This window comes from Streptomyces sp. NPDC047002, assembly GCF_040704505.1.
Classification (GTDB): Bacteria; Actinomycetota; Actinomycetes; order Streptomycetales; family Streptomycetaceae; genus Streptomyces.
On sequence record NZ_JBEYWC010000040.1, the window covers coordinates 13,822 to 40,358 of the forward strand.

A 26,537-nucleotide genomic window follows, 5' to 3' on the forward strand; every position below is an offset into this window, starting at 1 on the left:
ATGGGGCGTCAGGAGCACAGATCACGTCGAGCGGGTGGAGGTCTCGTGTCGGGGACAGTGGTGACGGTGGCCGACGGGGTGCACGCGTATGTGCAGGCGCCGGGCGGTTGGTGCGTGAACAACGCCGGGATCGTCGTGGGCCAGGACGCCGTGCTCGTGGTGGACACGGCAGCCACCGAGAAACGGGCGCTCGCGCTGCGGGACGCCGTCGACGCGCTGGCCCACGGGCCGCGCCGGATCGTGGTGAGCACCCACCACCACGGTGACCACACGTTCGGCAACCATGTGCTCGCCGGCCCCCACACCCATCTCGTCAGCCACGAGCGAGGCCCCGGCGAACTGTTGCGCAGGGGCACCGCGTTGCAGTCGCTGTGGCCGGACGTCGACTGGGGGAACACCCCGACGGTGCTGCCGACGTTCACCGTGGGCGAGAGCGCCACGCTGCACCTGGGCGGCGTCACCGCGCGGCTCGTCCACCCGGGCGTCGCGCACACGGGGGACGACCTGGCGGTGTGGCTGCCGGAGCAACGGGTGCTGTTCGCAGGTGACCTGGTGTTCTCCGGAGCGGCGCCGTTCGTTCTGATGGGCTCGCTCGCCGGGTCCCTGGAGGCCCTGGCGCGACTGCGGGCGCTGCGTCCTCGGGTGGTGGTCGGCGGCCACGGGCCGGTCGGCGGGCCTGAACTCCTCGACTCGGTCGAGGAGTACCTGCGTTGGGTGTCCGGCCTGGCGGAGCGGGGTCTGGCCGACGGACTGAGCCCGCTGGAGACGGCGCGGCGCGCGGACGAGGGCGCGTTCTCGAAGCTCCTGGACCGTGAGCGCCTGGTCGGCAACCTCCACCGCGCTTTCCAGGAGGCGGCGGGCGGGGTGCTCGGCGCCCACATCCCGTCGACCCGGGCCATGCGGGAGATGGTCGCCTTCAACGGAGGGCGTCCGCTGAAGTGCCTGGCCTGAGGCCGTGGAGGAGTCCATGACGCCGAGCGTTTCCCGGCTCGGTCGAGCGGCACTCCAGGTCCACTGGACCGCGGGACGTCGTCTCCAGTGCCGCTCCGCCGTCGCACGAGCCGAGCCGCCAACGCTCGGCGGAGCCCCGAAGCCGAAGTTGTGGAGGAAAGATGAAACTGCGTGGCAGGACCGCCGTCGTCACCGGGGGCACCCGCGGGCTCGGCCGGGACGTGGCGCTGGCGCTCGCCGCGGAGGGGGCCACGGTGGTCGCCGCGGCCCGGGAGACCGCCGAGGACCCGTGCGACGGTGTCGTGGTGCTCAAGGCGGACGTGACGGCACCGGACTCGATGCGGACGCTGATGGACACCGTCCACGAACGGTACGGAGGACCGCACATCGTGGTCGCCAACGCGGGCCTGAGCCGGCCGGGCCCGGTCGCGCGGCTGTCCGTCGAGCACTGGAGCGAAGTGGTCGGCACCAATCTGCACGGCGTCTTCCACACCGTGAGGGCGGCCCTGCCGTATGTGCGCGAGTCGCCGGGCGGGCGGGTGATCACCATGTCCTCCCTGCTGGGTTCACGAGCCATGCCGGGCGCCGCCGCGTACTGCGCGTCGAAGGCGGCGGTGGAAGCGTTCACCCGGGTGACGGCGCTGGAGCTGGCCGCCGACGAGGTGACCGTGAACTGTGTGGCACCGGGGTACATCGACTCCGGCATGGGCAGAGCGCTGATCGGCAACGAGGAGCTGTGGACAAAGCTCGCCCCGTCGCTCGCGGCGGGACGCCCCGGCACCGGCGACGAGGTGGCCCGGGCGGTGCTGTTTCTGGCCTCGGCGGACAGTTCGTACGTCAACGGGCAGGTGCTGCAGGTGGACGGCGGGGTACTTTGACGCATCCGTCTCCGATGGACCCACGGGACGGGGTGCGGGCGGCGGAGTGACTCCGCCGCCCGCACCCCGCTTCTCGTCTGCAGGGATCGGAGTTACGCACGCTGTCCCTGGCGCACCGGCACGGTGAGGTGCGGCTCCCCCTTGATGAGGCCGGTGAGCGCGTCGAGCCGGCTGCGGAACTCCGGCTCGGCGAGGGCCTTGCGGAACGTCTCCTCGTCCTCCCACTCCGCGAGGTTGAAGTAGACGGAGGGGTCCTTGTCGGACCGGACGAGGGAGTAGCGGATGAGCCCGGGCTGGGTCTCCATGAAGGCGCCGACGGTCTCGTAGCGCTTCTCGAACTCCTCGGCGTCACCGATCAGGGTGAGCTTGTTGACGAACACGACCATGGTGGTCTCCTCAGTGTGCGGCCGTTACGGCAGGGGTGCTGGGGCGGTCTCGCTCAGGACGGGGTAGTCGGTGTAGCCCCGTGCGCCGCCCTCGTAGAAGAACGGAGGCTGCCAGGCGTTGAGCGGGGCCTTGGTGCGCAGCCGGTCAGGCAGATCGGGGTTGGCGAGGAACTGCCTTCCGAAGGACAGCAGTTGGGCTCCGTCCTTCAAGGCCTGGTCGGCGACGGCGAGCGTCGAGTCGGTGTCGAGCGGACCGGTGCCGCAGTTGACGATGACAGTGCGCTCCCACAGCCGGCTCAGCCGCCGTACGAGATCGGTGTCGCTGCCCGCGACGAAGTGGACGTGGCCGAGGCCGAGTCGGTCGAGCTCGGCGAGCAGCGCCGGATAGGTCTGAGTACGGTCCGGCTCGGACATGTCGTTGAGGGGGAGGCCCGGCGACAGACGCATCCCGACCCGCTCCGGCCCGACTTCGGCGGCCACGGCCCGGGCGACCTCGACGGCGAACCGGATCCGGCCCGCGACGTCACCGCCGTAGGGGTCGGAGCGATGGTTGGTCGCCGAGGCGAGGAACTGGTGGAGCAGGTAGCCGTTGGCGCCGTGGATCTCGACGCCGTCGAAGCCGATCTGGGCGGCGGTGCGCGCGCAGCGCGCGAAGTCCTCGACGGTCCGGGCGATGTCCTGCTCGGTCATGGGCCGCGGCACCGGATAGTCCGGCTTGCCGCGGAAGACCCGGGCAGTTCCGTCAGCCCGTATCGCGGACGGTGCGAACGGGGTCTGACCGTGCAGGTCTGGATGGCTGATCCGGCCCGCGTGCATGATCTGCAGGTACATCCGGCCGCCGCGCCGGTGCACCGCGTCGACAACCTCGGCCCAGGCACGGGCCTGCTCGGCCGTGTGCAGCCGGACGCTGTGGGCGTGTCCGACCGCGACTGCGCTCGGATGGGTCGCCTCGCTGATGACGAGTCCGGCCCCGGCACGCTGCGCGTAGTACTCCGCCATGACCGGCAGCGGGGTGCCGTCGACAGTGGTACGGCCGCGGCCCATGGGGGACATGACGAGCCGGTTGGGGAGTTCGAGGGCGCCGAAGGGGACCGGGTCGAACAGCCCACTCATGCGTCGGTCCCGTCATGGGCGATGTACCGGCTGCGCACCAGCCATCCGTCGCCGTCGCGTACGAGGACGTCCTCGGCGGTCGTACTGAGATACAGCCGCGGCTCGCCGCCGCGCGGCGTCTCGAACACCACGGCGTAGTAACGGGTGGCCACGACATCGGGCTCGACGGCTTCCGCGGCCACCATGCCGAACCAGTGGCGCCGGGTGAGGCCGCGCGCGGCCAGGGCGTCGATGCCTTTTCGCATGCCCGCGGCGATGTCGGCGCGACCCTGTTTCACGCCCGGCTTCACGTTCTGGGCGAACGTTCCGTCCTCGGTGAACTGCTCGGCCCACTCCTCGGCCCGGCCGACATCCAGCAACTGCGCGTGTCCGGCGTAGAACTGGATGATGGCCGCGTAGTCCAGGTGGGAAACGGTCTGCGTGTCCGGCGGTGCGGTCCGCGTCACGGTCTTCCTCCCTCTGATCGGGGTCGCCGGTCGGGCGCTGTCCGTGCCAGGTTCGGCGGCACCGGTGGAGCGGCCGTGGAGTCCGGCTCCACGGGGTCCGCGACCGGCCCGGTCAGCCCGCGGACCGCAGGGGGACGGGACCGGCGCCGCCACCCGGAGCGGGCAGGTACACCGACTCGGTCAGCGGGGCGGAGTTGAGCAGATCGGTCTGCAGGGCGCGCATTCGGGCCGAAGGTTCCAGACCCAGCTCGGTGTTGAGGGTCTGGCGCAGCCGCGCGAAGACCTTCAGGGCATCGGCCGACCGCCCGGACCGGTGGAGCGCGATCACGAGCTGGGCGTACAGGTTCTCGTGGGTGGGGTACTGCCGCGTGAGCACGTTCAGTTCACCGATCAGCTGGTGGTGGCGGCCTGTCCTCAGGTCCGCGTCGATGCGCTGTTCCAGGGCGCCGAGCCAGGTCTCGTGCAGTCCGCTGAGCCGCATCCGCAGCAGGGGCCCGCATGTCACGTCCGCAAGGGCCTTGCCGGTCCACAGCCCGAGGGCGTCGTGCAGCAGCGCGGACTCCCGTGCGTGGTCACCGGCGATCCGGGCCATGGCCGCCTGGTCGACGAGTCTCTCGAACTGTTGGAGGTCAAGCCGGCCCGGGTCCACGGCGAGCAGGTAGCCGCGGTCCCGCGTCTCAAGACGCAGCTCCGCGGGGCCCGTCCCGCCCGCGCTTCTGAGTGTCTTGCGTATCTGCATGACATAGGTCTGCAGCGTGGAGTGCGCACTGTGCGGGGGCGCGTCGTCCCACAGCTCGTCCACGCACTCCTCGATCGTGACGACCTGTCCGGCGTGCAGGAGCAGCAGGGACAGCAGCTGCCGCTGTTTCGGGGCCCGCGGAGTCAGGGACCGCAGACGGTCGGTGAGGGTCAGCGGGCCGAGGATCCGTGCGTACATGTCGCCTCCAGGGCTGGCCGGTTGCCAGGCGGGCACCATCGTGTCGCCCGGCCCTTACGGCTTGCCTTCGGCACCCTTTCACCTCGGCCGAACCGCCCTTTCACGTGTCCCTGACCACCCACGCCGTACTCCGCGCCGCAGGACGAGCCGCGGCGGGGCCGGTTCACGCATGGCACTCCGGGAACAGCGCCCGCCCGTCGAATCCCTCTGGCAGCTGCCTGTCCACGAGTGGGTCCCCGTCGGCCTCGGCCCGGGCGGCGCCGACGTGCGCCGCGGTCAGGCCGGTCCGCCCGCACAGTTCCGAGGCCCGGGAGCTGAGCAGCCGCAACCCGGAGCGCTGGGCCACGACACACGCGCGCATGGCGAGTTCGTACGCCTCGGCCTGCCGCCCCTCGTCGAGTTCCAGCCTGCCGAGGCCGATCAGCGCGTGCGCCTCGACCTGCGGGTGGCCGATGCTCTCGGCGATGCGCAGGGCCCGGCCGAACTCCTCGCGGGCCTCGGACGACCGGCCCCGGATCTGGTGCACCCCGGCGAGCACGGCGCGCGCGTTGGCCTCCGGGGCGAGATAGCCGTGGTCCCGTGCGATGACCGCGGCGCTCTCTGCGTGCTGGTGGGCGAGCTCGACATAGCCGTTGCAGGCGTAGACCTGTGCGAGTCCGGAAGAGGCGAGCACCGAGGAGTGCGGGGCGTTGAACTCCTCGCTGAGCGAAAGCGCCTCGCTGAGGTCGGACATGGCGGCGTCCCAGTCCCGCAGGTCGGCGTGGACGGCACCGAGCCGGGCCAGGACCTCGGGCCGGGAGCGGCGGACCCCGTCCTCTTCGAGGATCGCGGCAGCGCGGGTGAAGTGGGCCTCCGCGGCACGCAGCCGGCCCTGGCTGTGCCGGGCCATGCCGAAATAGAGCAGGCCTCGGGCCTCCACCTGCCGCAGTCCCAGCCGCCGGCTGATCTCCAGCCCCCGCTCCAGCAGGGTGACGGCGCTGTCGATGTCCTTGTTGGGCCGCTGAAGCTGATTCATAGCGATGGCGTTGACGGTGACCGCTTCGAAGTCGCGGATGCCGAGCCTGATGAACACGCGGTGGGCGGCGCGCAGTTCGCGGGCGGCGTCGCCAAGCCTGTTGAGGCCCTGCAGGGCGAGGCCGACGTTCAGCCGCATCCCCGCCTCAAGGCGCGGTTCGCCCAGCGAGGTGGCGGCGCGGAGTCCGGCCTGTGCGACCCTGAGCCAGTCCATCTGCAGCCGTCCCAGTGAGAAGTAGCCGCGGAGCATGTCGGCGAGCCGCACGCAGGCCTCGTCGAGCCCCTCGTCCGCGGCCCGTACGACGAGCGTCACCAGGTTCGGCTGCTCGCTCTGCAGCCATGCCTGAGCTGCCTGCGGGGCGATCTCGCGCACGGGGACCTGCGGGTCGGGTCGCAGCACGCGAAGGAAGCCCGGGTAGCAGGACTGCACGGCCTCGTCGGTCCGGTGCAGATACCACCGGCACAGCTGGTTCAGCGCGTGCAGCCGGTCCTCGGGACTGTCCTCCTCGACACCGCGTTCCGCCGCGAACAGGGCGATGAGGTTGTGGAAACGATACGTGTCGCACGCCTCGGCCTCGATCAGCTGGGCGGCGGCGAGCTTGTCGAGGAGCTGCTCCGCCAGCCTCGGTTCACAGCCCGCGAGCTGCGCGGCCGTACGCGTCGTGAAGGCCATGTCCCCGACGATGCCGAGGACCCGGAAAAACCTCCTGGACAGCGCGGGGAGTGACTCGTAGGCGACGCTGAAAGCGGCCCGTACGGCGGTGGCGGGGCTGTCGCCGACGGCGAGTAGCTCCAGTGGGTCTCCCTCCCGCAGTGCCTCCACGAAAGACTCGACGGAGCGCCAGGGCCGGCCGGCGAGGTGCCCGGCGGCGATGCGCAGGGCGAGCGGCAGCCTGCCGCACAGTTCGACGAGTTCGGCGACGGCCTTCCGGGACACCGCCTTCTGCGGGCGGTCGAGCACTGCCGTCAGCACCTCCTCGCTCTCCTGTTGCGAGAGCAGGTCGAGGGTGAAGCTGCGGGCTCCGTAGACCGCGACCAGGTCGGGGCGGTATTCGCGGTGCAGGGCCAGGACGGCGCAGCTCGGGGAGCCCGGCAGGAGGTCGTGCACCTGCTGGCTGTCGTTGACGTCGTCGATGACGATGAGGACGCGTCGCTCCGCCAGCCTGCTGCGGAGCACTCCTGTGAGCTGATGGCGTTCGGCGGGCAGCGCGGAGACGTCCGCGCCGGAGAAGAAGAGCAGTTCGTCGATGATGTCCTGGACCGGTCGGGCCCGGCCGCGGGGGTCGTGGAGCCGTACGTACCACTGGCCGTCCGGATAGGCGGAGCCGAGCCGGTGGGCGGCGCGCAGTGCGAGGGCCGTCTTGCCGATGCCGGGAGGTCCCACGAGGCTTACCAGAGGGACAGCGGTGCGCTGCCGTGGGGTGAGGGCGTTCACGATGTCTTCCAGGAGTTCCTCACGGCCCACGAAGTGGGTGGCTCCGGGCGGCAGTTGACGCTGGACAACCCAGGGGACGCCGGGGTTGACGGTCGGCACTTCCACGGGCCGGCGCAGGGCGGACAACGCACGTGAGGGGTTCGTGGACGGCACGGCCCGGTGGACGGCGGGATCGGGGAGTTCGCCGATCTCCGCGAGCAACTTCCGGTGCAGACCCTGGAGTTCCTGTCCTGGTGGCAGCCCGAGCTCGCGGTCGAGCATGCGGTAGTAGTCCCGGTACTCCTCCAGGGCCACGGCGATCTGCCCGGCGCCCCGCAGTGCACGCATGAGGTACTCGCGCAGCCGCTCCCGCAGGGGGTGTTCGGCGGCGAGGGCGCGGATCTGCGGAACGACATCGGGGCCGCCACCGAGGTCGAGTACGAGCGCGAAGCGTCGCTCGGCGAGGCCGAGGTGCTCCTCGACGAGTTGCGGAAGGACTTCCGTCTGCAGGGAGGCGGAGGCGATCGTCTCGAAGGGGGCACCCCGCCATTCAGCCAACGCTCGTTCCAAAGCGGCCAGTTCGCGAGCGGCGTCGCAGTCGCCACGGGCGGCCCTGGCCTCTTCCGCGGCACGGCGGCTGCGCACGAGGTCGAGGGCGGCCGGGTCCACCGCGAGCCGGTAGCCGCCCGGATGGGTTTCGATGACCGGACCACCGCCGGTGGCCGGCGGTGTTCTCAACAGGGCTCGCAGCCGCGTGGTGTGGACGTGCAGCGCCGCTCGGCTGTCCCGCGGCGGCTGGTCGTCCCAGAGCCGCCGGATGAGTTCGTCGGAGGTGGCCACCTGATCGATCCTCAGCAACAGCGAGGTCAGGAGCACTCGCTGCTTGGGGGACGAGACGGTCAGTTCGCGTCCCCCAAGCCGAATCGCCAGCGGCCCGAGTATTCGGAAGTCGGTAGAAGCACGTTCCCCGTTCAAGCGCACACCTGCCTGATAGCTCCCCCTGCGCACGGTCGGCCGTGCACAGTCGCCACAGTAGGACCCGCCCGCACATATGACCGCCGACGTGTGATCCAGGTCTCATTCAGTCGAACAGTCGAAGCTACAGTTCAAGACACAGCCGCCTGACCGGCCGTCAGCCCGAAACGTCGCGCCAGCAGCTCGTAGGAGCGCATACGGTCTTTCGGGGAGTGGATGGTGGACAGCACCATGAACTCGTCGATGTCGAGCGTTTCCGCCATGGAGGTGAGCACCTTGTGCACATGGTCGGGGTCGCCGACGACGCAGCGCGGCCAGTCGGTCACCTCGTCGGCGAGCGGCTCCGCCTCTCCGCGCAGGCCGTCCAGCGCGGCCTCGGGTGACGGCAGGGGCAACAGCAGTCCGCGCCCCATACGCAGCCTGAACAGCCGCTGACTGGCGAAGACGCGCTGGGCCTCGTCCTCGGTGGGGCCGCAGTAGACACCGACGCCGATCTGGATGCGCGGCCTGGAACCGCCCCTGCCGTCGAAGGCCCCGCGATAGGCATCGACGACCGAGCGGGTGATCTGTGGCCGCCCGAAGTGCGCGATGGAAATGGGCAGTCCGAGCCGTGCGGCGCGTTCCGCACTGCCGGGGCTCGCGACCAGGAGCCACACCTCGGGAGCCCCGGCGGTGGGCATGAGCCGGATACGGCCGTAGGGATGACCATCAGGGAATCCACCGTGCAGGAAGGCCAGGAGCTCCACGAGCCGCCGGGGGAAGTCGTCCTCACCGTCCACCGCAGAGCCGGGGGCCAGAGCGTGCGTCTCGATGCTGCCGGCGCCCGTACCTCTCCCGATACCGAGGTCGATGCGTCCGGGCGACAGGGCCCCGAGAACGCGGAAGACCTCGGCGACCTTGAGCGGGCTGTAGTGGGGCAGGAGAACTCCCCCGGAGCCCACCCGGATCCGGCTGGTCTCGGCGGCCGCCCGGGCGACCATGACCTCGGGCGCGGGGCCGGCGAAGGAGGGCGTGGCATGGTGCTCGGCGAACCAGTAGCGATGGTAGCCGAGCCGGTCCGCGAGGCGTACCAGGTCCAGGGAGTTGTGCAGTGCGGCAGCCGGGGTGGCGCCCTCCGGCACCACGGACTGGTCCAGGACGGACAGTTTCATACGGGTCTCCTTCACGATCGAGGCCGTGAGGAGAGGGCGGTCTAGGGGGTGGCACCCGCCGTGGTGTGCCTCAGGCGGGCGACGAGCGAGGCCCAGCGGTCGTCGAACGAGGCAACGTCGAGCAGCCCCGTGAGCGCATCACGGCATCGGGCCTCCGCCTGCTCACCGCGTTCGGCGCCCTCGGGCGTCAGCATGCAGTAGACGCCCCGGCGGTCATGCTCGCAGGAGACCCGGGTGGTCAGACCCTTGTTCTCCAGGCGGGTGACGAGCCGGCTCATGGACGACTGGTCGAGGCCGACCGCGGCAGACAGCTCCTGAACGCGCGTGCCCCGGACATGTCCGAACCGGAGTTCGCCCAGCACCATCAGCTCGGGCAGCGAGATCTGGTACTCGCTCACGAGCGTGCGCTCCAGCGACTGGTTGAGCTGCCCCACCATCAGCGTCAGTCGACGCCACAGGTCGAACTCGTCGGGACGCCCCGCACGCTCATCGGCCGACATGTCCGTCTCCCCTTCGTTCGCTCCTCCTCCACTATAGCCGCCATTATGCATAGTACTTGTGTACGCATGTATTTTTCTCGCGGCTTCCTGAGCAACTCTGCCCCAGATGGCGAGACAGGAACAGATCAGACAAAGATCTGGCTCAAAAATAGATGCGTGCACCGACATTTGTCTCTACGGTGGAAGTGATTGTCCACCAACATCCAGGCGGTACGCATGACAAACGGAACACCTGAATCCACCACGGCAGGCGACAAACTCGATCCGGCGTTCCTGCGGATGGCCGGCGTCCTGCTGCTCGCGCTGCTGATGGCTCTGCTCGACGAGACAATCGTCAACGTCGGCCTCAAGACGCTCGGGGGTGAGTTCGGCTCCCCCCTGTCGACCATCCAGTGGGTCACCGCGGGCTATCTGCTTGCCGTGGCCGTTGCCACACCGTTCGCCGGATGGGCCGTGGACCGGTTCGGCGGCCGCAGGATGTGGCTTGTGGCCGTCTTGCTGTTCGTCCTCGGCTCCGCGCTGTCCGGCTTCGCCTGGTCGATCGAGTCCCTCATCGTCTTCCGGGTGCTCCAGGGGATCGGCGGCGGCATGATCGTCCCTGTGGTACAGGGCGTGCTCGCGACCACCGCGGGCCCCGCACGCGTGGCCAAGGCGATGGCTCTCATCTCCCTGCCGCTCACTCTCGGCCCGATCCTCGGCCCTGTCATCGGCGGTGTGCTCGTCGATGCGGTCAGCTGGCGCTGGATGTTCCTGATCAACCTGCCGATCGGCCTGGTCGCCCTGGTGCTCGCGCTGTACACCCTGCCCGCCGACGAGCACCGGGGCCGGCCGGAGGAACGCCTCGACGTCCTCGGGCTGGCGCTGCTCTCCCCCGGCTTCGCCGCGCTGGTCTACGGCTTCACGACCGCCGCCCACTCAGGCGACGCGTCGTCTCCCGAGGTGCTCGTCGCGTCCGGCGCGGGCGTCCTCCTCCTCATCGGCTACGTGGCGCACGCGCTGCGCACGACGGTGACTCCGCTCATCGACCTGCGCATGTTCGGCAAGCGCGGCTTCACCATGGCCGTCATCACGATGTTCTTCGTCGGGGCCGTCGCCAACACCCTGCTGCTGCTGACCCCGCTGTACTACCAGCAGTCCCGCGGCTTCGGCGCCCTGCACGCGGGGCTGCTCCTGATCCCCTCCGGCGTACTCGGGGCCGCGGGGGCGATCATCTCGGGCAAGTCGGCGGCGAAGGTCACCGCGAGGCTGACCTCGACGGTCGGTATGGCGGTGACCGCCCTCGGCGCGCTCGCCTTCTCGCAGGTGGGCCCGGACACCAACACGGCGTGGCTGTCGTTCGCATTGGCGCTGACCGGACTCGGCATCGGTCTCACCGCGCCGGGCACGATGGCGTTCATGTACCGGGCCGTCGGTGAGGCCAGCGCGCCCCGGGCCACCAGTGCGCTGTTCATCTTCAACCAGATCGGCGGGGCCCTCGGCATCGCCGTCGTCGCCATCACCCTGCAGAAGCGGCTCGGCGACGTCACGGGCCACCCGGCCGGTGCCTACGGCGGCAGCTACTGGGTGGTGATCGCGTTCAGCGCCATCGCCGCACTCGCCGCACTGACCCTGCCCGGCGCGTTCCGCGCGTCCGCGCCCGAGCAGCCCCAGCCCTCCGGCGAGGAGCACGACACGGTTGCGGAGTCCACCCGCGCTTGAACGCCTGACCCACTTGCCCGGCGTCGGCCCGCCCACCATCGCAGGGGCGGGCCGACGTGTTTCCTGGCCGCCCAGCCCCATGAGCGCTGGACCAGGAATCCAGCGGGTGGGACTACACCTCAGGACATACACCGCTACTGCGCTGACGAGGAAGCATGAAGGCACTCGTAACCACAGGACTCGACCCGCTCGCCCTGGAACTGCGGTCCGTGGCCGACCCCAGCCCTCGCCCCGACGAGGCACTCGTGGAGGTTCACGCCTCCGCCCTCAACCGGGCAGACCTGCTGCTGGCCCGGCACCGCCCGGTCGGTTCGCCCCTCGGGCTTGACCTGGTCGGCACCGTGCTGCGCCCGGCGGCCGACGGCAGCGGACCGCCGGCCGGAGCACGGATCGCCGGCCTGGCCGAGAACAACGCGTGGGCCGAACTCGTGGCGCTGCGCACCGACCGCATGGCCGTCCTTGCGGACGGTCTCACGGACACCGCCGCGGCCACTCTGCCGGTCGCCGGCCTCACCGCGCTCTACGCCCTCCAGCGCGCCGGCTGGCTGCTCGGCAAGAGGGTCCTGGTCACCGGCGCGAGTGGTGGAGTCGGCCGACTGGCCGTACAACTGGCGCGGGCGGGCGGCTCCGAGGTGACCGCCTGGGTCCGTTCCCCGGCGCGGGGCGCAGGACTCGCCGAGTTCGGGGCCGAGGTCGTCACCGGCTACGACACACCGCCGACCAACCCGGCCGACATCCTCGTCGACAGCGTCGGCGGCGAGGTGCTCAGCGTCGGCTACACGTTGCTGCGCGCCGGTGGTGTGGCGACCGTCTTCGGCAACACCGTCCGCGCCGAACTGCGCCTGCCCGCTGATTGGGGCCACGCACGGCCCGGGGTCCGGCTGGAATACCTCTTCCTGCTCGACGAGATCACGAGGCGCTCCGTGCCGGCCGACCTCGGTCTCCTCGTGGACCTTGCGGCGACCGGACGGCTGATCGCCGAGCCGGGCCTGGTCACCCCGTGGACCGATCCCGACCGTGCCGTCCGCTCCCTGTACTCCCGCGAGATCAACGGCAAGGTCGTCCTGTCCATCTGAGGGCGGCCCGGACCGTACGACTGACTGCCGCACCGCTTCCGGGACGGCACACCCCCCGCCACCGCACCGCGAGGACTCACCATGCGACTGATCAGCTACGCCGAGCACGGCTCCCCCGACGTCCTGCGCCTCGAAGACGTACCCGCGCCCGCCCCGGGCCCGGGCCAGCTGCTGCTGCGCACCGAGGCCGTCGGCGTCAACTTCATCGAGACGCAACTGCGCGGCGACACTGCCCCGTTCCCGTCACCGCTGCCCGGGCGCCCCAGCGGCGACGTGGTCGGCCGGGTGGAGGCCCTGGGCCCGGACACGGGGGGAGCGCGGCCCGGCGACCGGGTCGTGGCCTTCGGCGTGCCCGCCGCGTACGCGGACCAGGTCGTCGTCGACGCCGGACGCACCCTCGCCGTACCCGACTCCGTCGACGCGGCCACCGCCACCGCGCTGGGCTCCACCGCCCAGACCGCCTGGAGCGTCCTGGACGCCGCCCGGCTCGGCAAGGACGAGACCGTACTGGTGCACGCAGCTGCGGGCGCCATCGGACACCTGGTGACCCAGCTGGCGAAGCTCCGGGGCGCGGGCCGGGTCATCGGGACCGTCAGTTCACCCGCCAAGGCCGACTTCGTGCGCGTGCACGGCGCCGACCAGGTCGTCGACTACAGCCGGCCCGACTGGGCGGACCGCGTGCGCGAGCTGACCGGGGGCCAAGGAGTCGACATCGTCCTGGACAGCGTCGAGGGCTCGGTGTTCCACGACGGGCTGCGGCTGCTGAAGCCGTACGGGCGCCTGGTCTACTACGGCTTCGCCGGGGCCGGGGGCGAGGTCGCGAAGGTCTCGATGACCGAACTCCTCGGTCTCACCTACGTGGTGGGCACCTCGCTGGACGCCTGGACCAGGGCCGCCCCGGAGCGCGTCGCCGAGACCCGCAGGGAGCTGGTCCGCCTGGTCACTGCGGGCGATCTGCGCGTCGCCGTGCACGCCCGGCTGCCGCTGGCCGACGCGGCCGAAGCACACCGGATCATCGAAGGCCGTTCGCACCTGGGCCGTGTCGTACTCGTCCCCTGAGGAGCAGGACATGACAGAACGACAGGCCCGTACCGGGGCCCCGCCGGCCGCCCCGCCCGACGAGACCGTGCCCGTCCTCGTCGCCGGTGCCGGGCCCGGTGGCCTCAGCACCGCCGTCTTCCTCGGTCTGCACGGTGTACCCGCGCTGGTCGTCGAGCGGCGTCCGGGCACCTCGACCGCGGTCAAGGCCACCGGGCAGTATCCCCACACCATGGAGGCGCTGGAGATAGCCGGCGCCGCCGACGCCGTACGCGAGCGGAGCCGCGCCTACCGCAGCGACTTCCACATGGTCGTCGCCAAGACCCTGGCGGGGCCGGTGCTGCGCACCCTGATGAGCGGCGCCGAACTCGGCATGCGACACGTCTCGCCGCAGGACTGGGGCACCGCGAGCCAGTCGGGCGTGGAAGCCGTACTCGCCGAACGAGCCCGGGAGCTGGGTGCCCGAGTGCGCTTCTCGACCCGGCTTGCCTCACTCACCCAGGATGCCACCGGGGTCACCGCCGCCACCGAGAACACAGTCACCGGTGAACGCCGCACCGTCCGGGCCCGGTACCTGGTGGCAGCCGACGGTTGGCGGAGCGGGATCCGGCAGTCCCTCGGCGTCGCCATGCGCGGACGCGGCACGGTCGGCAGGGTGCTGCGTGTCCTGTTCCAGGCCGACCTGCGCGAGCAGCTCGCGCACACCGACGGCGCCGCGGACGGGCGGCGCTTCACGGCCCTGCACGTCGGCCGTGCAGTCCTTTTCAACACCGAAGTCCCCAGTCTCTACGGCTACTTCCGTAACCTCACCCCGGAACTCACGGACGGCTGGTGGACGGGTGAGGAGACCGTTGCCGAACAGATACGCACCGACCTCGGCATCCCGGGCACCCCGCTGAAGATCGAGGAGATCGGCGAGACGGAGATCTCCTGCGGGGTCGCCGAGCGATTCCGCGAGGGACGTGTCCTGTTCGTCGGTGACGCCGCGCACGTCATGCCGCCGACCGGTGGCATGGGCGGCAACACGGCCTATCTGGACGGCCTCTATCTGGCCTGGAAACTTGCCGCCGTGCTCGACGGAACCGCCAGTGACGCACTCCTCGACAGTCATGACGACGAACGCCGCCCGTACGCCGAGCAGTTGGTGGAGCAACAGTTCGCGAACCTCGTGGACCGCATCTCCCCCGAACTCGCCGACGAGTCGATGACCGCGCCCCTGCCCCCGCCCGTGATCGCCTTCGGATATCGGTACCCGAAAGGGGCGGTGGTCACCGAACCCGGCGACCCCGGCGACCTGTTCGAGGACCCCGCGCACCCCACGGGCCGGCCCGGGTCCCACGCGCCGTACGTCCCGCTCGTCGGCCGCGACGGCACACCGTCCTCGACCACTGCCCTCTTCGGCCGCTCGTTCGTCCTGCTCACCGGAACCGAGGGTGCAGCGTGGGCGGCGGGTGCCACGGCCGCCGCCCGGGCCCTCGGTGTGGGGCTGCGAGTGCACCGCATCGGTCGCGAAGCCGAACTGCAGGATTCGGAAGGCGCGTTCAGCGCTGCATACGGCATCGGTGACGCCGGTGCCGTGCTGGTGCGGCCCGACCGGTTCGTGGCCTGGCGGGCCCCGGACTCGTACGACGCCCCCGAGGCGGAGATCGACCGGGTACTGCGGCATGTCCTGTACAGGGCCGACAGCGCGGCCTGACCCCACCGTCCCGAAGCTCGAAAGGACCCATCCATGGCAGCGGCAGAGAAGGCAGCGGAAGAAAAGACGGAAGAGCGGCGCGTCGCGTTGATCACCGGAGGCACGAGCGGTATCGGGCTCGCCTGCGCCGACCTCCTGGGGGAGCAGGGGCATGCCGTGTTCGTCTGCGGCCGGGACGGCGGCACCGTCGCCGCCGTCACCGACAAGCTCCGCAGCCGCGGTCTCGACGCCGACGGCATCGCGGCCGACGTCACCTCGAAGAGCGCGGTCCAGGACCTCGTCCACGCGGCGGTGGAGCGCTACGGACCGGTGCATGTCCTGGTGAACAACGCTGGGCGCGGTGGCGGCGGTGCGACCGCCGAACTCCCGGACGAGCTGTGGGAGTCCGTGATCGAAACCAATTTGAACAGCGTCTTCCGCGTCACCCGTGAGGTGCTCTCCCGTGGCGGCATGCTCGACCGCGGCCACGGCCGTGTCATCAACATCGCCTCGACCGGCGGAAAACAGGGCGTGGAGCTCGCCGCCCCGTACTCGGCGTCCAAACACGGCGTCATCGGCTTCACCAAGGCTCTCGGCAAGGAACTTGCCCTCTCCGGGATCACCGTCAACGCCGTCTGCCCCGGTTATGTGGAGACTCCGATGGCGGCCCGGGTGCGGCAGGGTTACGCCGCGCACTGGGGCACCACCGAGGAGGACGTGCTCGCGAGGTTCCAGGCGAAGATCCCCCTGGGCAGGTACTCGACCCCCGAGGAGGTGGCCGGGCTGGTCGGTTATCTCGCCGGGGACGTCGCCGCGTCCATCACCGCCCAGGCCCTCAACGTCTGCGGCGGTCTCGGCAACTACTGACCCCGGCCGCGTGCTGCCCGACCGGCTGCGGCGCGGCAGCGAGCACCGACGTGCTGTACACGCTGAAGCTGCGCAACGCCGCCGAACTGCTGACGGCGAGGTGATGACGGCCGAAGCACCTCGGTGCGCCCGCCGGACTCGGGGCGCGTGCCCGCGACGCGATCCGCTCGGGCCTCGCCACCGACCACGAACTCGTGGTGCTCGGGCACCGCTGACACCACTGGACGGTCACTGCCTGTGCATGGGTGGTGCCTGCGTCGGCGAGGAGCCCCTGAGGCGCGCGGTACGGGACCAGGTGTCCGCAGGTTCGACCTCATCAGGGTCATGGCGACCGGCGGCCCACTGACCGCTGGCCCCGCCGCGTGGGGCGGCAGTCAATGAGGCCGAACCGGCTGCCGTCGCCGACGAGGGGGCCCACGCCGCCTCGTCGCGGGCCCGATCTACGTCCGCCCCACCATCAGCCGACGTCGCACCAACCGCTGGGACCGAGGAAAACGACATCATGTGCCCGGCCGGTCCCGTACCGCGAGGGCGTTCTCATCGTCGCCGATACCGACGAGGGCACGGACAGCGCACCCCACCACGCCTACGCTGACGGGCTGCTCGGCATCGCCCGGCTCGGCCTGCCACCCGAGAAGGTACTCCAGACGGCGACCTCGCGTGCCGCCCGCGCCCTGCGGGGTGGAGGGGGCGACGGGCCGCTCCGGCATGCGCACCAGGCATCATCGCCGTGGAGGGCGATCCGCTCCACGGCGTGTGTGGAGCAGAGCTCGATCGTGTCTCCACCGGTCCGGGCGATGCTGCCCTCATGCGTACCGACATACGTACCGAAGCCGAAACACCGCCGGCCGGTCCCCCGGTGTTCCGGCCCGCCGAGCACCTCACCATCCCCCTGGGCTGTGCGCTGCTCGCTCCGGGAGGCCACATCACCGCCTCGCGCCTGCTGGGTCTCCCGGACGACCCCCCGCCGCCAGCGCCCCGGCGTTTCCCGTGTCCTTGATCCCTCCGTACAGCCGAGGAGCCGCCGTGTACAAGCGCCCGCACACCGGGACCGTCCCGCTCACGCCCGTGCCGCTGATGGAGATGGCCGCCGGTTTCCGCATCTCCAAGGTTCTCGCCACCGCCCTCGAACTGAACGTCTTCGGCACACTGAACGGCTCCCGGGGAATGGAGGTCGCCGAGTTCGCCGAAGCCGTCGGCCTGGCCGAGCGTCCCGCCAAGATGCTGCTGGTCGGCTGCACCGCTCTCGGTCTGCTGGAGCGGACTGCGGAGGGCTACCGCAATTCGCGTCTCGCAGACGAGTTCCTGATCCGCGGCAAGCGGTACTACTTCGGGGACTTCATTCGCTTCAACGACCGCAGGGCCTACTCGGGGTGGCTGCACCTGGAGCAGGCGCTGCGCGAGGACCGGCCGATGACCTGGGACACCGCTGCCGCGTCGAGCGTCTTCGAAGGCGACGGCATGCTCAAGGACATGTTCTGGCAGGCGCTGTACTCCGGCGCCATGTTCACCGCGAGGGCGCTCGCCCTCTCCGTCGACCTCGGCCCGTACCGGAAGCTGCTGGACGTCGGCGGCGGCTCGGGAGCCTTCTGCATCGAGCTGACCGCGCATCACCCGGCGCTGTCCGCCACGGTCTACGACCGGGCGGTGGTGTGCGAACTGGCCCGGCAGTCCGTCGAGGACGCGGGCGCCGGGGACCGGGTCGAGGTGATCGCCGGGGACTTCTGGCAGGAAGACCTGCCGCGCGGCCACGATGTCATGTTGCTCTCCAACGTCCTCCACGACTGGAGCGAGGAGGAGAACCTGGTGCTGGCCCGCAAGTGCCACGCCGCGCTCGACGAGGGCGGCGCGGTGATCGTGGCCGAGGCGTTCGTCGACGACGACGGGACGGGACCGGTCTCCGGTGCGGTTTCCAGCCTGCACATGCTCCTGGAGACGTCGCACGGCCGGAACTACTCCCGCGCCGAGTACGAGTCGCTGCTGCGCAAGGCCGGGTTCTCCGACGTCTCACGGGTCGACTTCATCCTCGACGCCCCCGGCGCCAACGGTGCCCTCGTGGCGCGCAAGATCTGACAGGAGGCCACATGCGCACCAGGGAACTGAGCTCTTTCATCGGCACGGAGGTCACCGGTGTCACCAGCCGGGACCTCACCGGCCGGCGGGCCCTCGACGAGGTGCTTGACCTCGTCCACCGCAGCGAGCTGGTGGTCGTCCGGGATGTCGAACTGACGCCCGCCCAGCAGGTGTTGCTCGCCGCCCGAATCGGCCGACCGGTGCCGCTGCGCAGGCAGTCCCACCCCGACCACCGGGAGATCATGGTGCTGTCGAACGAGATCCGGGACGGCAAGCCGGTCGGCGTGGCACGGGCGGGGAACTTCTGGCACCAGGACTCGTCGTGCACGCCCGCCCCGGAGACTTACACCCTGCTGCACGGCGTGGACGTACCCAGTACCACCGGCCACACTCTGTTCGCCAGCGCCGTCGACGTCTACGACCGGCTGCCCTCGGAATGGAAGGACAAGGTCGCCGGGCGCACGGCCCTGCACACGGCGGCCAAGCGGCTGCGGATCGGTCCGGAGCACCTCGGCCTGTCGATCGCGGAACTCAGGCAGCGGGTGTCGGACGACTATCCCAGGGTCCCGCACGACCTGGTGCGCCACGACCCGTACACGGGACACCGGTTCCTTTACGGCGCCCCGGAGTTCCTCGACTCGGTGGTGGGCTTCAGCGACCGGGAGAACGAGGAGTTCCTCGCGCTGATCGACGGTCTGATCCAGGACCCGGATCACGTCTACACCCACCGCTGGCGCCCCAGAGACCTGGTGCTGTGGAAGACAGCGACCACCTACCACAGCGCCACCGAGCTGGCACCGGGCACGTGGAGGAGGGTGCACCGGGTAAGCATCAGGGCGGAGGCCGGGTAGCGCCGGATTTTGTCACCGGTCGACCTTGTGCGGCCTGCCCGGGGACTTGAGCGGAGAGCGCACGCAGACGCCTCGGCCCCTTCAGGCGCGGCGGTCCTGCACGGGATGCCGGCCAGGTGGCACCATCGGTGCCGGCCGGACGCCTCATGCCGTTCGTGCGGCGTCCGGAGCCGCGGCGGTTCCGGTGCCGGCGGCAGTGATGGCCTGCCGGTAGGTGCGGTCGACGACGCCACCCGCACCGAACACTCCGGACAGGTCACTGCCAACGGCGTGCGCCGGCCGGACGGCACCGGTCCGGCAGTCAATGACCACCGGGTTCTCCTCGGCGTCCCGGACCGGCTCGTCCGCGCGTGCGTGAATTCGGCCGACTGCGGCGGGGACGGGGTTCGGCCAGGTCACCCGGACGTTTTCGCCCGCATTTCCGGCAGTCGGGCCCCTGAACTCCTCTGCCCCCCGCGGCCCCTCGCCGGGTGGCGCGGACGCGGGCGCGGACCACGCCCGCGCGCCGCTCGTGCGGGTCCCGCGCGCGGGGGCGTGTGCGCCGGGCGCCGGGCCCCGTCGCGCGGGCGCGCCGAAGGGGAATTGACGCCTCCGCGCCGTGAACTGCGACCCCGCCGTGACCGCAGGGCAAACAGGGCGGAAAACTGTGGGCCGTACCGCAACCTCAGGGGTTTCCCGGCGTTCTCACAGGCAAGCGGTACGGACAACTGGCCGTTTCCCAGGGGCGTTTGGAGCGATCAATTTGAAGACCCGCAACGGAAGGCCGTATGTGATACCGGCTCTCGCAGCCGCCGTGGGCACCGCGCTCGCCACCGGCGCTGTCGCGGTGCCCGCGCAGGCGGCCGTGGTGAGACCGGCGGCGCGCGACGCGGCGGCCGCTGCCGTGCACGCCGTACCCGCTGCCGTGCGCGCGGCCCCCAAGGCGCCGTCCGTCGTCGCCAAGGGCGGCTATGTGATGAACGACGCGACCGGCACCTCGTACTTCACCAAGGCGGCCGACACCCGCAGGTCCACGGGGTCGACCACGAAGATCATGACCGCCCGCGTGGTACTCGCGCAGAAGAACCTGGACCTGGACAAGAAGGTCACCGTCCAGAAGGCGTACAGCGACTACATCGTGTCGAAGAACGCCTCGTCCGCCCATCTGATCGTCGGCGACAAGGTGACGGTGCGCCAGCTGCTGTACGGGCTGATGCTGCCCTCGGGCTGCGACGCCGCCTACGCGCTCGCCGACGCCTACGGCAAGGGCTCCACCCGCGCCAAGCGCGTCTCGTCGTTCATCGGGCAGATGAACTCGACCGCCAAGAGCCTCGGCCTGAAGAACACCCACTTCGACTCGTTCGACGGCATCGGCAACGGCGGCAACTACTCGACGCCGCGCGACCTCACCAAGCTCGCGAGCAGCGCGATGAAGTACGCCACGTTCCGCTCGGTCGTGAAGACCAAGTCGACCAAGCAGAAGGTCACCACGAAGAACGGCGGCTACCGCTACATGTCGTGGACCAACACCAACGGCCTGCTCAGCAGCTACTCGGGCACCATCGGCGTGAAGACGGGCTCGGGCCCCGAGGCCAAGTACTGCCTGGTGTTCGCGGCCACGCGCAGCGGCCGCACGGTCATCGGCGCCGTCCTCGCCTCCTCCTCCGAGGCGAACCGCACCGCCGACGCGAAGAAGCTCATGGACTACGGCTTCAAGCGCTGAGGCGCACCGGCAGGACGCGCGGCCGCGGGCCCCGCCGTACGGGCGGGGCCCGCGGCCGTGTCCGGCCTCAGGCACCGCCGGTGACGTTCCGCCAGGCCGCCGGGATGTGGTCGGCCACGTCGTGCGCGGCGAGCGGCGCGCCACCGGCCGCCAGGCGCGCGGCGAGGCCGTGCAGGTACGCGCCGACGGAGGCCGCGTCGCGCGGCGCGAGACCCGCGGCGAGCAGCGAGCCGGTCAGGCCGCTCAGCACGTCGCCGCTGCCCGCGGTCGCGAGCCAGGGCGTGCCGGTGGGGTTGACCCGCACCGGCACGCCGGGGTCCGGGTCGGCGACCAGGGTCGTGGACCCCTTGAGCAGCACCGTCGCGCCGTAGCGCGCGGCGATCTCCCGTACGGCGGCGAGGCGGCCCGCCTCGACCTCGGCGCGCTCGGCGCCGAGCAGGGCGGCCGCCTCGCCCGCGTGCGGGGTGAGCACGGTCGGCGCGCTGCGGGCCCGCACCGCCGCCGCGTCCAGCGTGTGCAGCGCGTCCGCGTCGACGAGGACGGGCACGTCGGAGGCGAGCGCGTCGTCGAGGCCCGGGCCCTCGGCGAGCCCGGGTCCGACCGCCCACGCCTGCACCCGGCCTGCCTGCGCCGGCGGGCCCTCGCTGACCAGCGTCTCCGGGTAGCGCGCGAGGACCGCGGCGCCGCCTGGCCCGGCATAGCGCACGCCGCCCGCGCCGCCGCGCAGCGCGCCCGCGACGGCGAGCACCGCGGCGCCCGGGTACTTCGCCGAGCCCGCGACGACCCCGACGAGGCCGCGCCGGTACTTGTCGCTCTCGCCCGCGGGCACCGGCAGCAGCCGCGCCACGTCGGCGTGCTGGAGCGCCTCCGCCTCGGGCACCGCGGGCAGGTACGGGCCGAGCCCGATGTCCACGAGCCGTACCGCGCCCGTGTGCCCGGCCGCCGGGTCGATCAGCAGCCCCGGCTTGTACGCGCCGAAGGTGACGGTCACGTCCGCGCGCAGCGCCTCGCCCCGCACCGTGCCGTCGCCCGCCTCGACGCCGCTCGGCAGGTCCACGGCGACCACGGCGGCCCCGCTCTCGCGGGCGGCGCGCGCGAGCGGCACCGCGTCGGGCCGCAGCCCGCCGTGCCCGCCGATGCCGGTGATGCCGTCGAGGACGAGGTCGGCGGCCGCGAGCTGCGCGTACGCCTCGCCGCCCGCGTCCAGCGCCCTGCCGCCCGCGCGGCGCAGCGCGGCGAGGCCCCCGGCGTGCGCGCGGCCGGGCGCGAGCAGCACCGCGCCGACGCGGGCGCCGCGCCGCGCGAGGTACGCGCCCGCGTAGAGCGCGTCGCCGCCGTTGTCGCCGCTGCCGACGAGCAGCACGAGCCGCGACCCGTACACCCGGCCGAGCAGGCCCGCGCAGACGGCGGCGAGCCCGGCGGCGGCGCGCCGCATCAGCGCGCCCTCGGGCGACTCGGCCATCAGGGCGCGCTCGGCCGCCCGTACCGTCTCCACGCCGTAAGCAGTCCGCATGTGTTCAACCCTCCGCGATCACCACGGCCGACGCCACTCCCGCGTCATGGCTGAGCGAGACGTGCCAGGCCCGTACCCCGAGTGCGGCTGCCCGCGCCGCGACCGTGCCACGCACCCGCAGCACCGGCCTGCCGCCGTCCTCGACGCAGACCTCCGCGTCCGTCCAGTGCAGGCCGCCCGGCGCGCCGAGCGCCTTGGCGAGCGCCTCCTTGGCGGCGAAGCGCGCGGCGAGCGACGCGGTGCCGCGCGGCGCCCCGTCCGGCAGCCGCAGCTCGCCCTCGGTGAACAGGCGCCGCAGCAGCTGCGGGGTGCGCTCGATGGACCGCCCGAACCGCTCGATCTCCGCCACGTCGATCCCCACCCCGATGATCACTTCTGCGCCCACTTCCTCGGTCGGTGCCGCCGCTCACTCCACGGTGACGGACTTCGCCAGGTTCCGCGGCTGGTCCACGTCGTTGCCGCGCCCGGTGGCGAGCGCGCAGGCGAACACCTGCAGCGGCACGGTCGCCACCAGCGGCTGGAGCAGCGGGGGCACGGCGGGCACGCGCACCAGATGGTCCGCGTACGGTGCCACGCTCTCGTCCCCCTCCTCCGCGACGACCACGGTCCGCGCGCCGCGCGCCCTGATCTCCTGGATGTTGGAGACGATTTTGTCGTGCAGCAGGCGGTGCCCGCTCGGCGAGGGTACGACCACGACGACCGGCAGGCCCGGTTCGACCAGCGCGATGGGGCCGTGCTTCAGCTCGCCTGCCGCGAACCCCTCGGCGTGCATGTAGGCGAGCTCCTTGAGCTTGAGCGCGCCTTCGAGGGCGACCGGGTGGCCGACGTGGCGGCCGAGGAACAGCACGGTGGGCTGGTCGGCGAGGTCCAGCGCGAGGTCCCGCACGGGCCCGGCCGCGGCGAGCGTGCGCTCAAGGGCCTCAGGGATGCGGGCGAGTTCGCGCACGGCGGCACGGATCCCCGTGCCGTCCGTGCTGCCGCGCGTCTGCCCGAGGTAGAGGGCGACCAGGTAGCAGGCGACGAGCTGGGTGAGGAACGCCTTGGTGGAGGCGACGGCGACCTCGGGGCCCGCGTGCGTGTAGAGCACCGCGTCGGACTCGCGGGGGATGGTCGAGCCGTTGGTGTTGCAGATCGCGAGGACGTGCGCGCCCTGCTCGCGGGCGTGCCGCAGCGCCATCAGCGTGTCCATCGTCTCGCCCGACTGGGAGATCGCGACGACCAGGGTGCGGTGGTCGAGGATCGGGTCGCGGTAGCGGAACTCGCTGGCCAGCTCCACCTCGCAGGGCACCCGGGCCCAGTGCTCGATCGCGTACTTGGCGATCAGGCCCGCGTGGAAGGCCGTGCCGCAGGCGACGACCACCACCTTCCGCGCCTCGCGCAGCACCTCGGGGCTGATGCGCGCCTCGTCCAGGTGGAGCGTGCCGTCCTCGCCGACCCGGCCGAGCAGGGTGTCGGCGACGGCGCGCGGCTGCTCGGCGATCTCCTTGAGCATGAAGGAGGCGTAGCCCTCCTTCTCGGCCGCCGAGGCGTCCCAGTCGACGCGGTACGCGCGGACCTCGGCGGGCGTGCCGTCGAAGCCGGTCACGGTGACGCCGTCGCGGCGCGCCTCCACGACCTGGTCCTGGCCGAGTTCGAGGGCGTCGCGGGTGTGCGCGATGAAGGCGGCGACGTCGGAGGCGAGGAACGCCTCGCCCTCGCCGACGCCGACGACGAGGGGCGCGTTGCGGCGGGCGCCGACGACGGTGCCGGGATCGTCCGCGTGCACCGCGACGAGGGTGAACGCGCCCTGGAGGCGGCGGCACACCCGGCGCATCGACTCGGCGAGGCCGCCGCACCCGGCGAACTCCTCGGCGAGCAGGTGCGCGACGACCTCGGTGTCCGTCTCCGAGGCCAGCGCGTGACCGCGGCCCGCGAGTTCGGCGCGCAGGGCGGCGAAGTTCTCGATGATCCCGTTGTGCACGACGGCGACGCGGCCCGCGTTGTCGAGGTGGGGGTGGGCGTTGGTGTCGTCGGGCGCGCCGTGGGTGGCCCAGCGGGTGTGCCCGAGGCCCGCGCTCCCTGCGGGCAGCGGTGCCTCGGCGAGCGCCTTGTCGAGGTTGACGAGCTTCCCCGCCCGTTTCGCGGTGGCCAGCGCCCCGTCGGCGAGCACGGCCACACCGGCGGAGTCGTACCCCCGGTATTCGAGGCGTTTCAGTCCTGCGACGACCACGTCGAGCGCCGACTGAGGACCTACATATCCCACAATTCCGCACATACCGGGCAGCCTAAGCGGGACGGCGGCGCGGTCCTGGACAGGCACGCGGTGCACGGCGCGGCGCCGGGAGCGCCCCCCGCGCCCGGGGGCGCGCGCTGCGCACCGCCGGGGTCCCGGCGCCCCCGATCGCACCACCCCGGGGGGACAACGCCCCGTTCCCCTGGTGGCCGGCGGCCCGTACGGCATTCAATGGGGGCGTGACGCTCCGCTCGCTGCTCAGCCTCCCCCGGATGCTCCGGCACGGTTCCACCGTCGGCACGGACCTGCCGCCCGACACCTCCGTCGTCCTCGACCCGCCGGAACCGCGGCTGCGCCCCGCCCTGGTCGCCGCGGCCCGCGGCGACCACGGCCCGGCCCGCGCGCTGCTCGCCGCGACCCGGCTCGGCGGGGAGTGGGAGAACCGCGGCGCGTGGCTGCCGCGGCTCGCCTCGGCCGTGCTGCACAACCCCGGCGCGCTCGACGCCTGGTTCGAGCGGGAGCCCGACGACCCGGACGCGGCGCTGCTGCGGGCCGCCGTGAGCCTCAAGCACGCCTGGGCGGTCCGCACGGGGGCGCGGGCCAAGGACGTGCCGCAGGAGCAGTTCCAGGCGTTCTTCGCGCTGCTCGACGACGCGGTGCCGGTGATCAGCGCGGCGGCCGAGGCCAACCCCGCCGACCCGGTGCCCTGGCAGCTCGCCCTCGAACACGCCACCGGCAGCCAGTCGCCGCGCGAGGTCTTCGACGCGTACTGGGCCGAGGCCGTCGCGCGCGCGCCGCACCACTACGGCTGCCATGTGGCGGCCCTGCAGTACCTGTGCGAGAAGTGGCACGGCTCCCACGAGGAGATGTTCGACTTCGCCGAGCGGGCCGCGCAGAACGCGCTGCCCGGCTCGAAGCTGCACGCCCTGCCGCTGCTCGCGGCCGTCGAGTACGACGTGCTCGCCGACGCTCCGGGCGACGGCGCCCGCTCCCGGATCTCCCGGGTGCGGGTGCGGGCCGCGGTGGACCGGGCGCTCGCCCTGGCAGGCGCGTACGAGCCGGGCGACCCCGAGGTCGCCGACGTGCGCAACCACCTGGCGCTGATGCTGCTGCTCGGGCGCCGCCCCGAGGAGTCGCTCGCGCAGTTCAGCGCGCTCGGCACGCACGCGACGGAGTACCCGTGGGCGTACTTCGGGCCGCCGCGCGAGCAGTTCCTGGAGTTCCGCGCGGGCGTACGGCTCCAGGTGGCGGCGCGCATCCCGTTCTTCACGGGCCGCCGCGCGGTGCCCGCGCAGCGTGCGCGCACCGCGGAGGCGGTGACCGTCGCGGTGCTGCGGGCCGCGCCGCGCCGGGTCGCGGAGGCGGCCCGGCAGGCGGGCGCCGACCTGCGGATAGCCCCGCGCGGCGACGCGACGTACGCCGAGGTGCCGGCGGGCCTGCCGCAGCGCGGCGCCTCGGCGCGGCGGGCGACGCTGATGGGCGAGGACGGGCTCACCGCGGTCACCGCGAGCCTGACGCGCGCGGTGCGCCGTCCCGCGCTGGTGCTGCGCAGGACCGGCGACCGGTACGGCTTCACCCTGCTCCAGCGCGGGCGCAGGCTCGCCGACCACGTGTGGGACCCGGCGGCGCCGCTGCCCGACCACGAGACGGCCGCGGCGACCGCACGCGCGCTCGCCGCGTCGTACGGCATCGCGGACGCCCGGCCGCTGACCGCGCTGCTGCGCGCCTCCAACGCCCCCGCGGCGCGGCTCTCCTCGCTGGTCGCCGCGCTCGGCCTGCCGCCCGTGCCGCCCGAGCTGACGCTGGCCAGGCTGCCGGACACGCAGCTGATCACCCGCCGCACCCGCAGGCCGCGCGGCTGGTGGGCGGCGCGGATCGCGGCGGTCGCCGTGTGCGCCCCTGCGACGGTCTACGCCTGGTGGGCGCCCGGGGTCGGCCGCACCCGCGCCTCACTGGCCACGGTCGCCACCGCGTACCTCACCGCCCGCCTCACCCGCGCCTGGCGCCACCGGCCGCGCCCGCTGACCGAGGCCCGTTCGTGACCCGGCCGCGCGACACTGGGCAGCG

General features: G+C 72.2%; 21 protein-coding genes and 1 pseudogene. 11 read left to right on the forward strand and 11 right to left on the reverse strand.

Going from position 1 to position 26,537, the window contains the following annotated elements:
- Nucleotides 1-45: 45 nt before the first annotated feature.
- Together AB0910_RS27795 and AB0910_RS27800 are read left to right on the forward strand one after the other, a co-directional pair.
- Nucleotides 46-951, forward strand: coding sequence for an MBL fold metallo-hydrolase (locus tag AB0910_RS27795; protein ID WP_366747412.1), 906 nt, complete (start codon nucleotides 46-48; stop codon nucleotides 949-951).
- Between the two features lie 161 nt (nucleotides 952-1,112).
- Entirely contained in the window at nucleotides 1,113-1,829 is a 717-nt protein-coding gene (locus AB0910_RS27800; protein ID WP_366747413.1) for an SDR family NAD(P)-dependent oxidoreductase, read from the forward strand.
- A gap of 92 nt (nucleotides 1,830-1,921) precedes the next feature.
- Here the strand turns inward: AB0910_RS27800 and AB0910_RS27805 are convergent, their stop codons facing one another.
- The 7 genes from AB0910_RS27805 to AB0910_RS27835 form a co-directional block, all read right to left on the reverse strand.
- Nucleotides 1,922-2,215, reverse strand: a complete 294-nt coding sequence (locus AB0910_RS27805) for an antibiotic biosynthesis monooxygenase family protein (protein WP_366747414.1) — start codon at nucleotides 2,213-2,215, stop codon at nucleotides 1,922-1,924.
- A gap of 24 nt (nucleotides 2,216-2,239) precedes the next feature.
- Entirely contained in the window at nucleotides 2,240-3,328 is a 1,089-nt protein-coding gene (locus AB0910_RS27810; RefSeq protein ID WP_366747415.1) for an alkene reductase, read from the reverse strand.
- Nucleotides 3,325-3,774 carry a nuclear transport factor 2 family protein gene (locus AB0910_RS27815; RefSeq protein WP_366747416.1) on the reverse strand — a complete coding sequence of 150 codons (450 nt, stop codon included), beginning with the start codon at nucleotides 3,772-3,774 and terminating at the stop codon, nucleotides 3,325-3,327. The genes AB0910_RS27810 and AB0910_RS27815 overlap by 4 nt, the downstream gene beginning before the upstream one ends.
- Nucleotides 3,775-3,886: 112 nt before the next feature.
- The gene (locus tag AB0910_RS27820) at nucleotides 3,887-4,711 is read right to left on the reverse strand and encodes an AfsR/SARP family transcriptional regulator (protein ID WP_366747417.1); all 825 of its coding nucleotides are present in this window, start codon (nucleotides 4,709-4,711) and stop codon (nucleotides 3,887-3,889) included.
- A 163-nt stretch (nucleotides 4,712-4,874) separates the two neighbouring features.
- On the reverse strand, nucleotides 4,875-8,147 hold the full coding sequence (locus tag AB0910_RS27825) for a BTAD domain-containing putative transcriptional regulator (protein WP_366747418.1): 3,273 nt from the start codon (nucleotides 8,145-8,147) through the stop codon (nucleotides 4,875-4,877).
- 98 nt (nucleotides 8,148-8,245) lie between these two features.
- The gene (locus AB0910_RS27830) at nucleotides 8,246-9,265 is read right to left on the reverse strand and encodes an LLM class flavin-dependent oxidoreductase (protein ID WP_366747419.1); all 1,020 of its coding nucleotides are present in this window, start codon (nucleotides 9,263-9,265) and stop codon (nucleotides 8,246-8,248) included.
- A gap of 41 nt (nucleotides 9,266-9,306) precedes the next feature.
- Nucleotides 9,307-9,765: a MarR family winged helix-turn-helix transcriptional regulator gene (locus AB0910_RS27835; protein WP_366747420.1), complete on the reverse strand. Its 459-nt coding sequence runs from the start codon at nucleotides 9,763-9,765 to the stop codon at nucleotides 9,307-9,309.
- Nucleotides 9,766-9,981: 216 nt separating this feature from the next.
- Between AB0910_RS27835 and AB0910_RS27840 the strand changes: the two genes are divergently transcribed.
- The 7 genes from AB0910_RS27840 (at nucleotide 9,982) to AB0910_RS27870 (ending at nucleotide 19,043) form a co-directional block, all read left to right on the forward strand.
- On the forward strand, nucleotides 9,982-11,463 hold the full coding sequence (locus tag AB0910_RS27840) for a DHA2 family efflux MFS transporter permease subunit (protein WP_366747421.1): 1,482 nt from the start codon (nucleotides 9,982-9,984) through the stop codon (nucleotides 11,461-11,463).
- Nucleotides 11,464-11,618: 155 nt separating this feature from the next.
- Entirely contained in the window at nucleotides 11,619-12,539 is a 921-nt protein-coding gene (locus AB0910_RS27845) for a zinc-binding dehydrogenase (protein WP_366747422.1), read from the forward strand.
- An 81-nt stretch (nucleotides 12,540-12,620) separates the two neighbouring features.
- Entirely contained in the window at nucleotides 12,621-13,598 is a 978-nt protein-coding gene (locus tag AB0910_RS27850) for a zinc-binding dehydrogenase (protein WP_366747423.1), read from the forward strand.
- 10 nt (nucleotides 13,599-13,608) lie between these two features.
- Nucleotides 13,609-15,273 (forward strand): FAD-dependent monooxygenase, encoded by a 1,665-nt coding sequence (locus AB0910_RS27855; protein WP_366747424.1) that lies wholly within the window; start codon nucleotides 13,609-13,611, stop codon nucleotides 15,271-15,273.
- 33 nt (nucleotides 15,274-15,306) lie between these two features.
- Nucleotides 15,307-16,119, forward strand: a complete 813-nt coding sequence (locus AB0910_RS27860) for an SDR family NAD(P)-dependent oxidoreductase (protein ID WP_366747425.1) — start codon at nucleotides 15,307-15,309, stop codon at nucleotides 16,117-16,119.
- Nucleotides 16,120-17,145: 1,026 nt separating this feature from the next.
- Nucleotides 17,146-18,192, forward strand: coding sequence for a methyltransferase (locus tag AB0910_RS27865; protein WP_366747426.1), 1,047 nt, complete (start codon nucleotides 17,146-17,148; stop codon nucleotides 18,190-18,192).
- 11 nt (nucleotides 18,193-18,203) lie between these two features.
- Nucleotides 18,204-19,043 (forward strand): TauD/TfdA family dioxygenase, encoded by an 840-nt coding sequence (locus tag AB0910_RS27870; RefSeq protein ID WP_366747427.1) that lies wholly within the window; start codon nucleotides 18,204-18,206, stop codon nucleotides 19,041-19,043.
- A 144-nt stretch (nucleotides 19,044-19,187) separates the two neighbouring features.
- On the opposite strand, the pseudogene AB0910_RS27875 reads toward AB0910_RS27870, so the two are convergent.
- A pseudogene (locus AB0910_RS27875) lies at nucleotides 19,188-19,304 on the reverse strand (thioredoxin-disulfide reductase); the annotation flags it as partial.
- Between the two features lie 622 nt (nucleotides 19,305-19,926).
- Between AB0910_RS27875 and AB0910_RS27880 the strand changes: the two are divergent.
- On the forward strand, nucleotides 19,927-20,745 hold the full coding sequence (locus tag AB0910_RS27880; RefSeq protein WP_366747458.1) for a serine hydrolase: 819 nt from the start codon (nucleotides 19,927-19,929) through the stop codon (nucleotides 20,743-20,745).
- A 67-nt stretch (nucleotides 20,746-20,812) separates the two neighbouring features.
- Here AB0910_RS27880 and AB0910_RS27885 read toward each other — a convergent pair whose 3' ends face one another.
- From AB0910_RS27885 to glmS, 3 genes are read right to left on the reverse strand one after another with little or no spacing between them, the layout of a single operon-like run.
- Complete coding sequence (locus tag AB0910_RS27885; RefSeq protein WP_366747428.1) at nucleotides 20,813-22,258, reverse strand: NAD(P)H-hydrate dehydratase; 1,446 nt, start codon at nucleotides 22,256-22,258, stop codon at nucleotides 20,813-20,815.
- A 4-nt stretch (nucleotides 22,259-22,262) separates the two neighbouring features.
- A complete protein-coding gene (locus AB0910_RS27890) occupies nucleotides 22,263-22,631 on the reverse strand; it encodes a holo-ACP synthase (protein ID WP_366747429.1) in 369 nt (122 codons plus the stop codon).
- Between the two features lie 33 nt (nucleotides 22,632-22,664).
- A complete protein-coding gene (gene glmS, locus AB0910_RS27895; RefSeq protein WP_366747430.1) occupies nucleotides 22,665-24,512 on the reverse strand; it encodes a glutamine--fructose-6-phosphate transaminase (isomerizing) in 1,848 nt (615 codons plus the stop codon).
- Nucleotides 24,513-24,709: 197 nt separating this feature from the next.
- Here glmS and AB0910_RS27900 point away from each other — a divergent pair, with 197 nt between their 5' ends.
- Complete coding sequence (locus AB0910_RS27900; protein ID WP_366747431.1) at nucleotides 24,710-26,512, forward strand: hypothetical protein; 1,803 nt, start codon at nucleotides 24,710-24,712, stop codon at nucleotides 26,510-26,512.
- The last annotated feature ends 25 nt before the right edge of the window (nucleotides 26,513-26,537 follow it).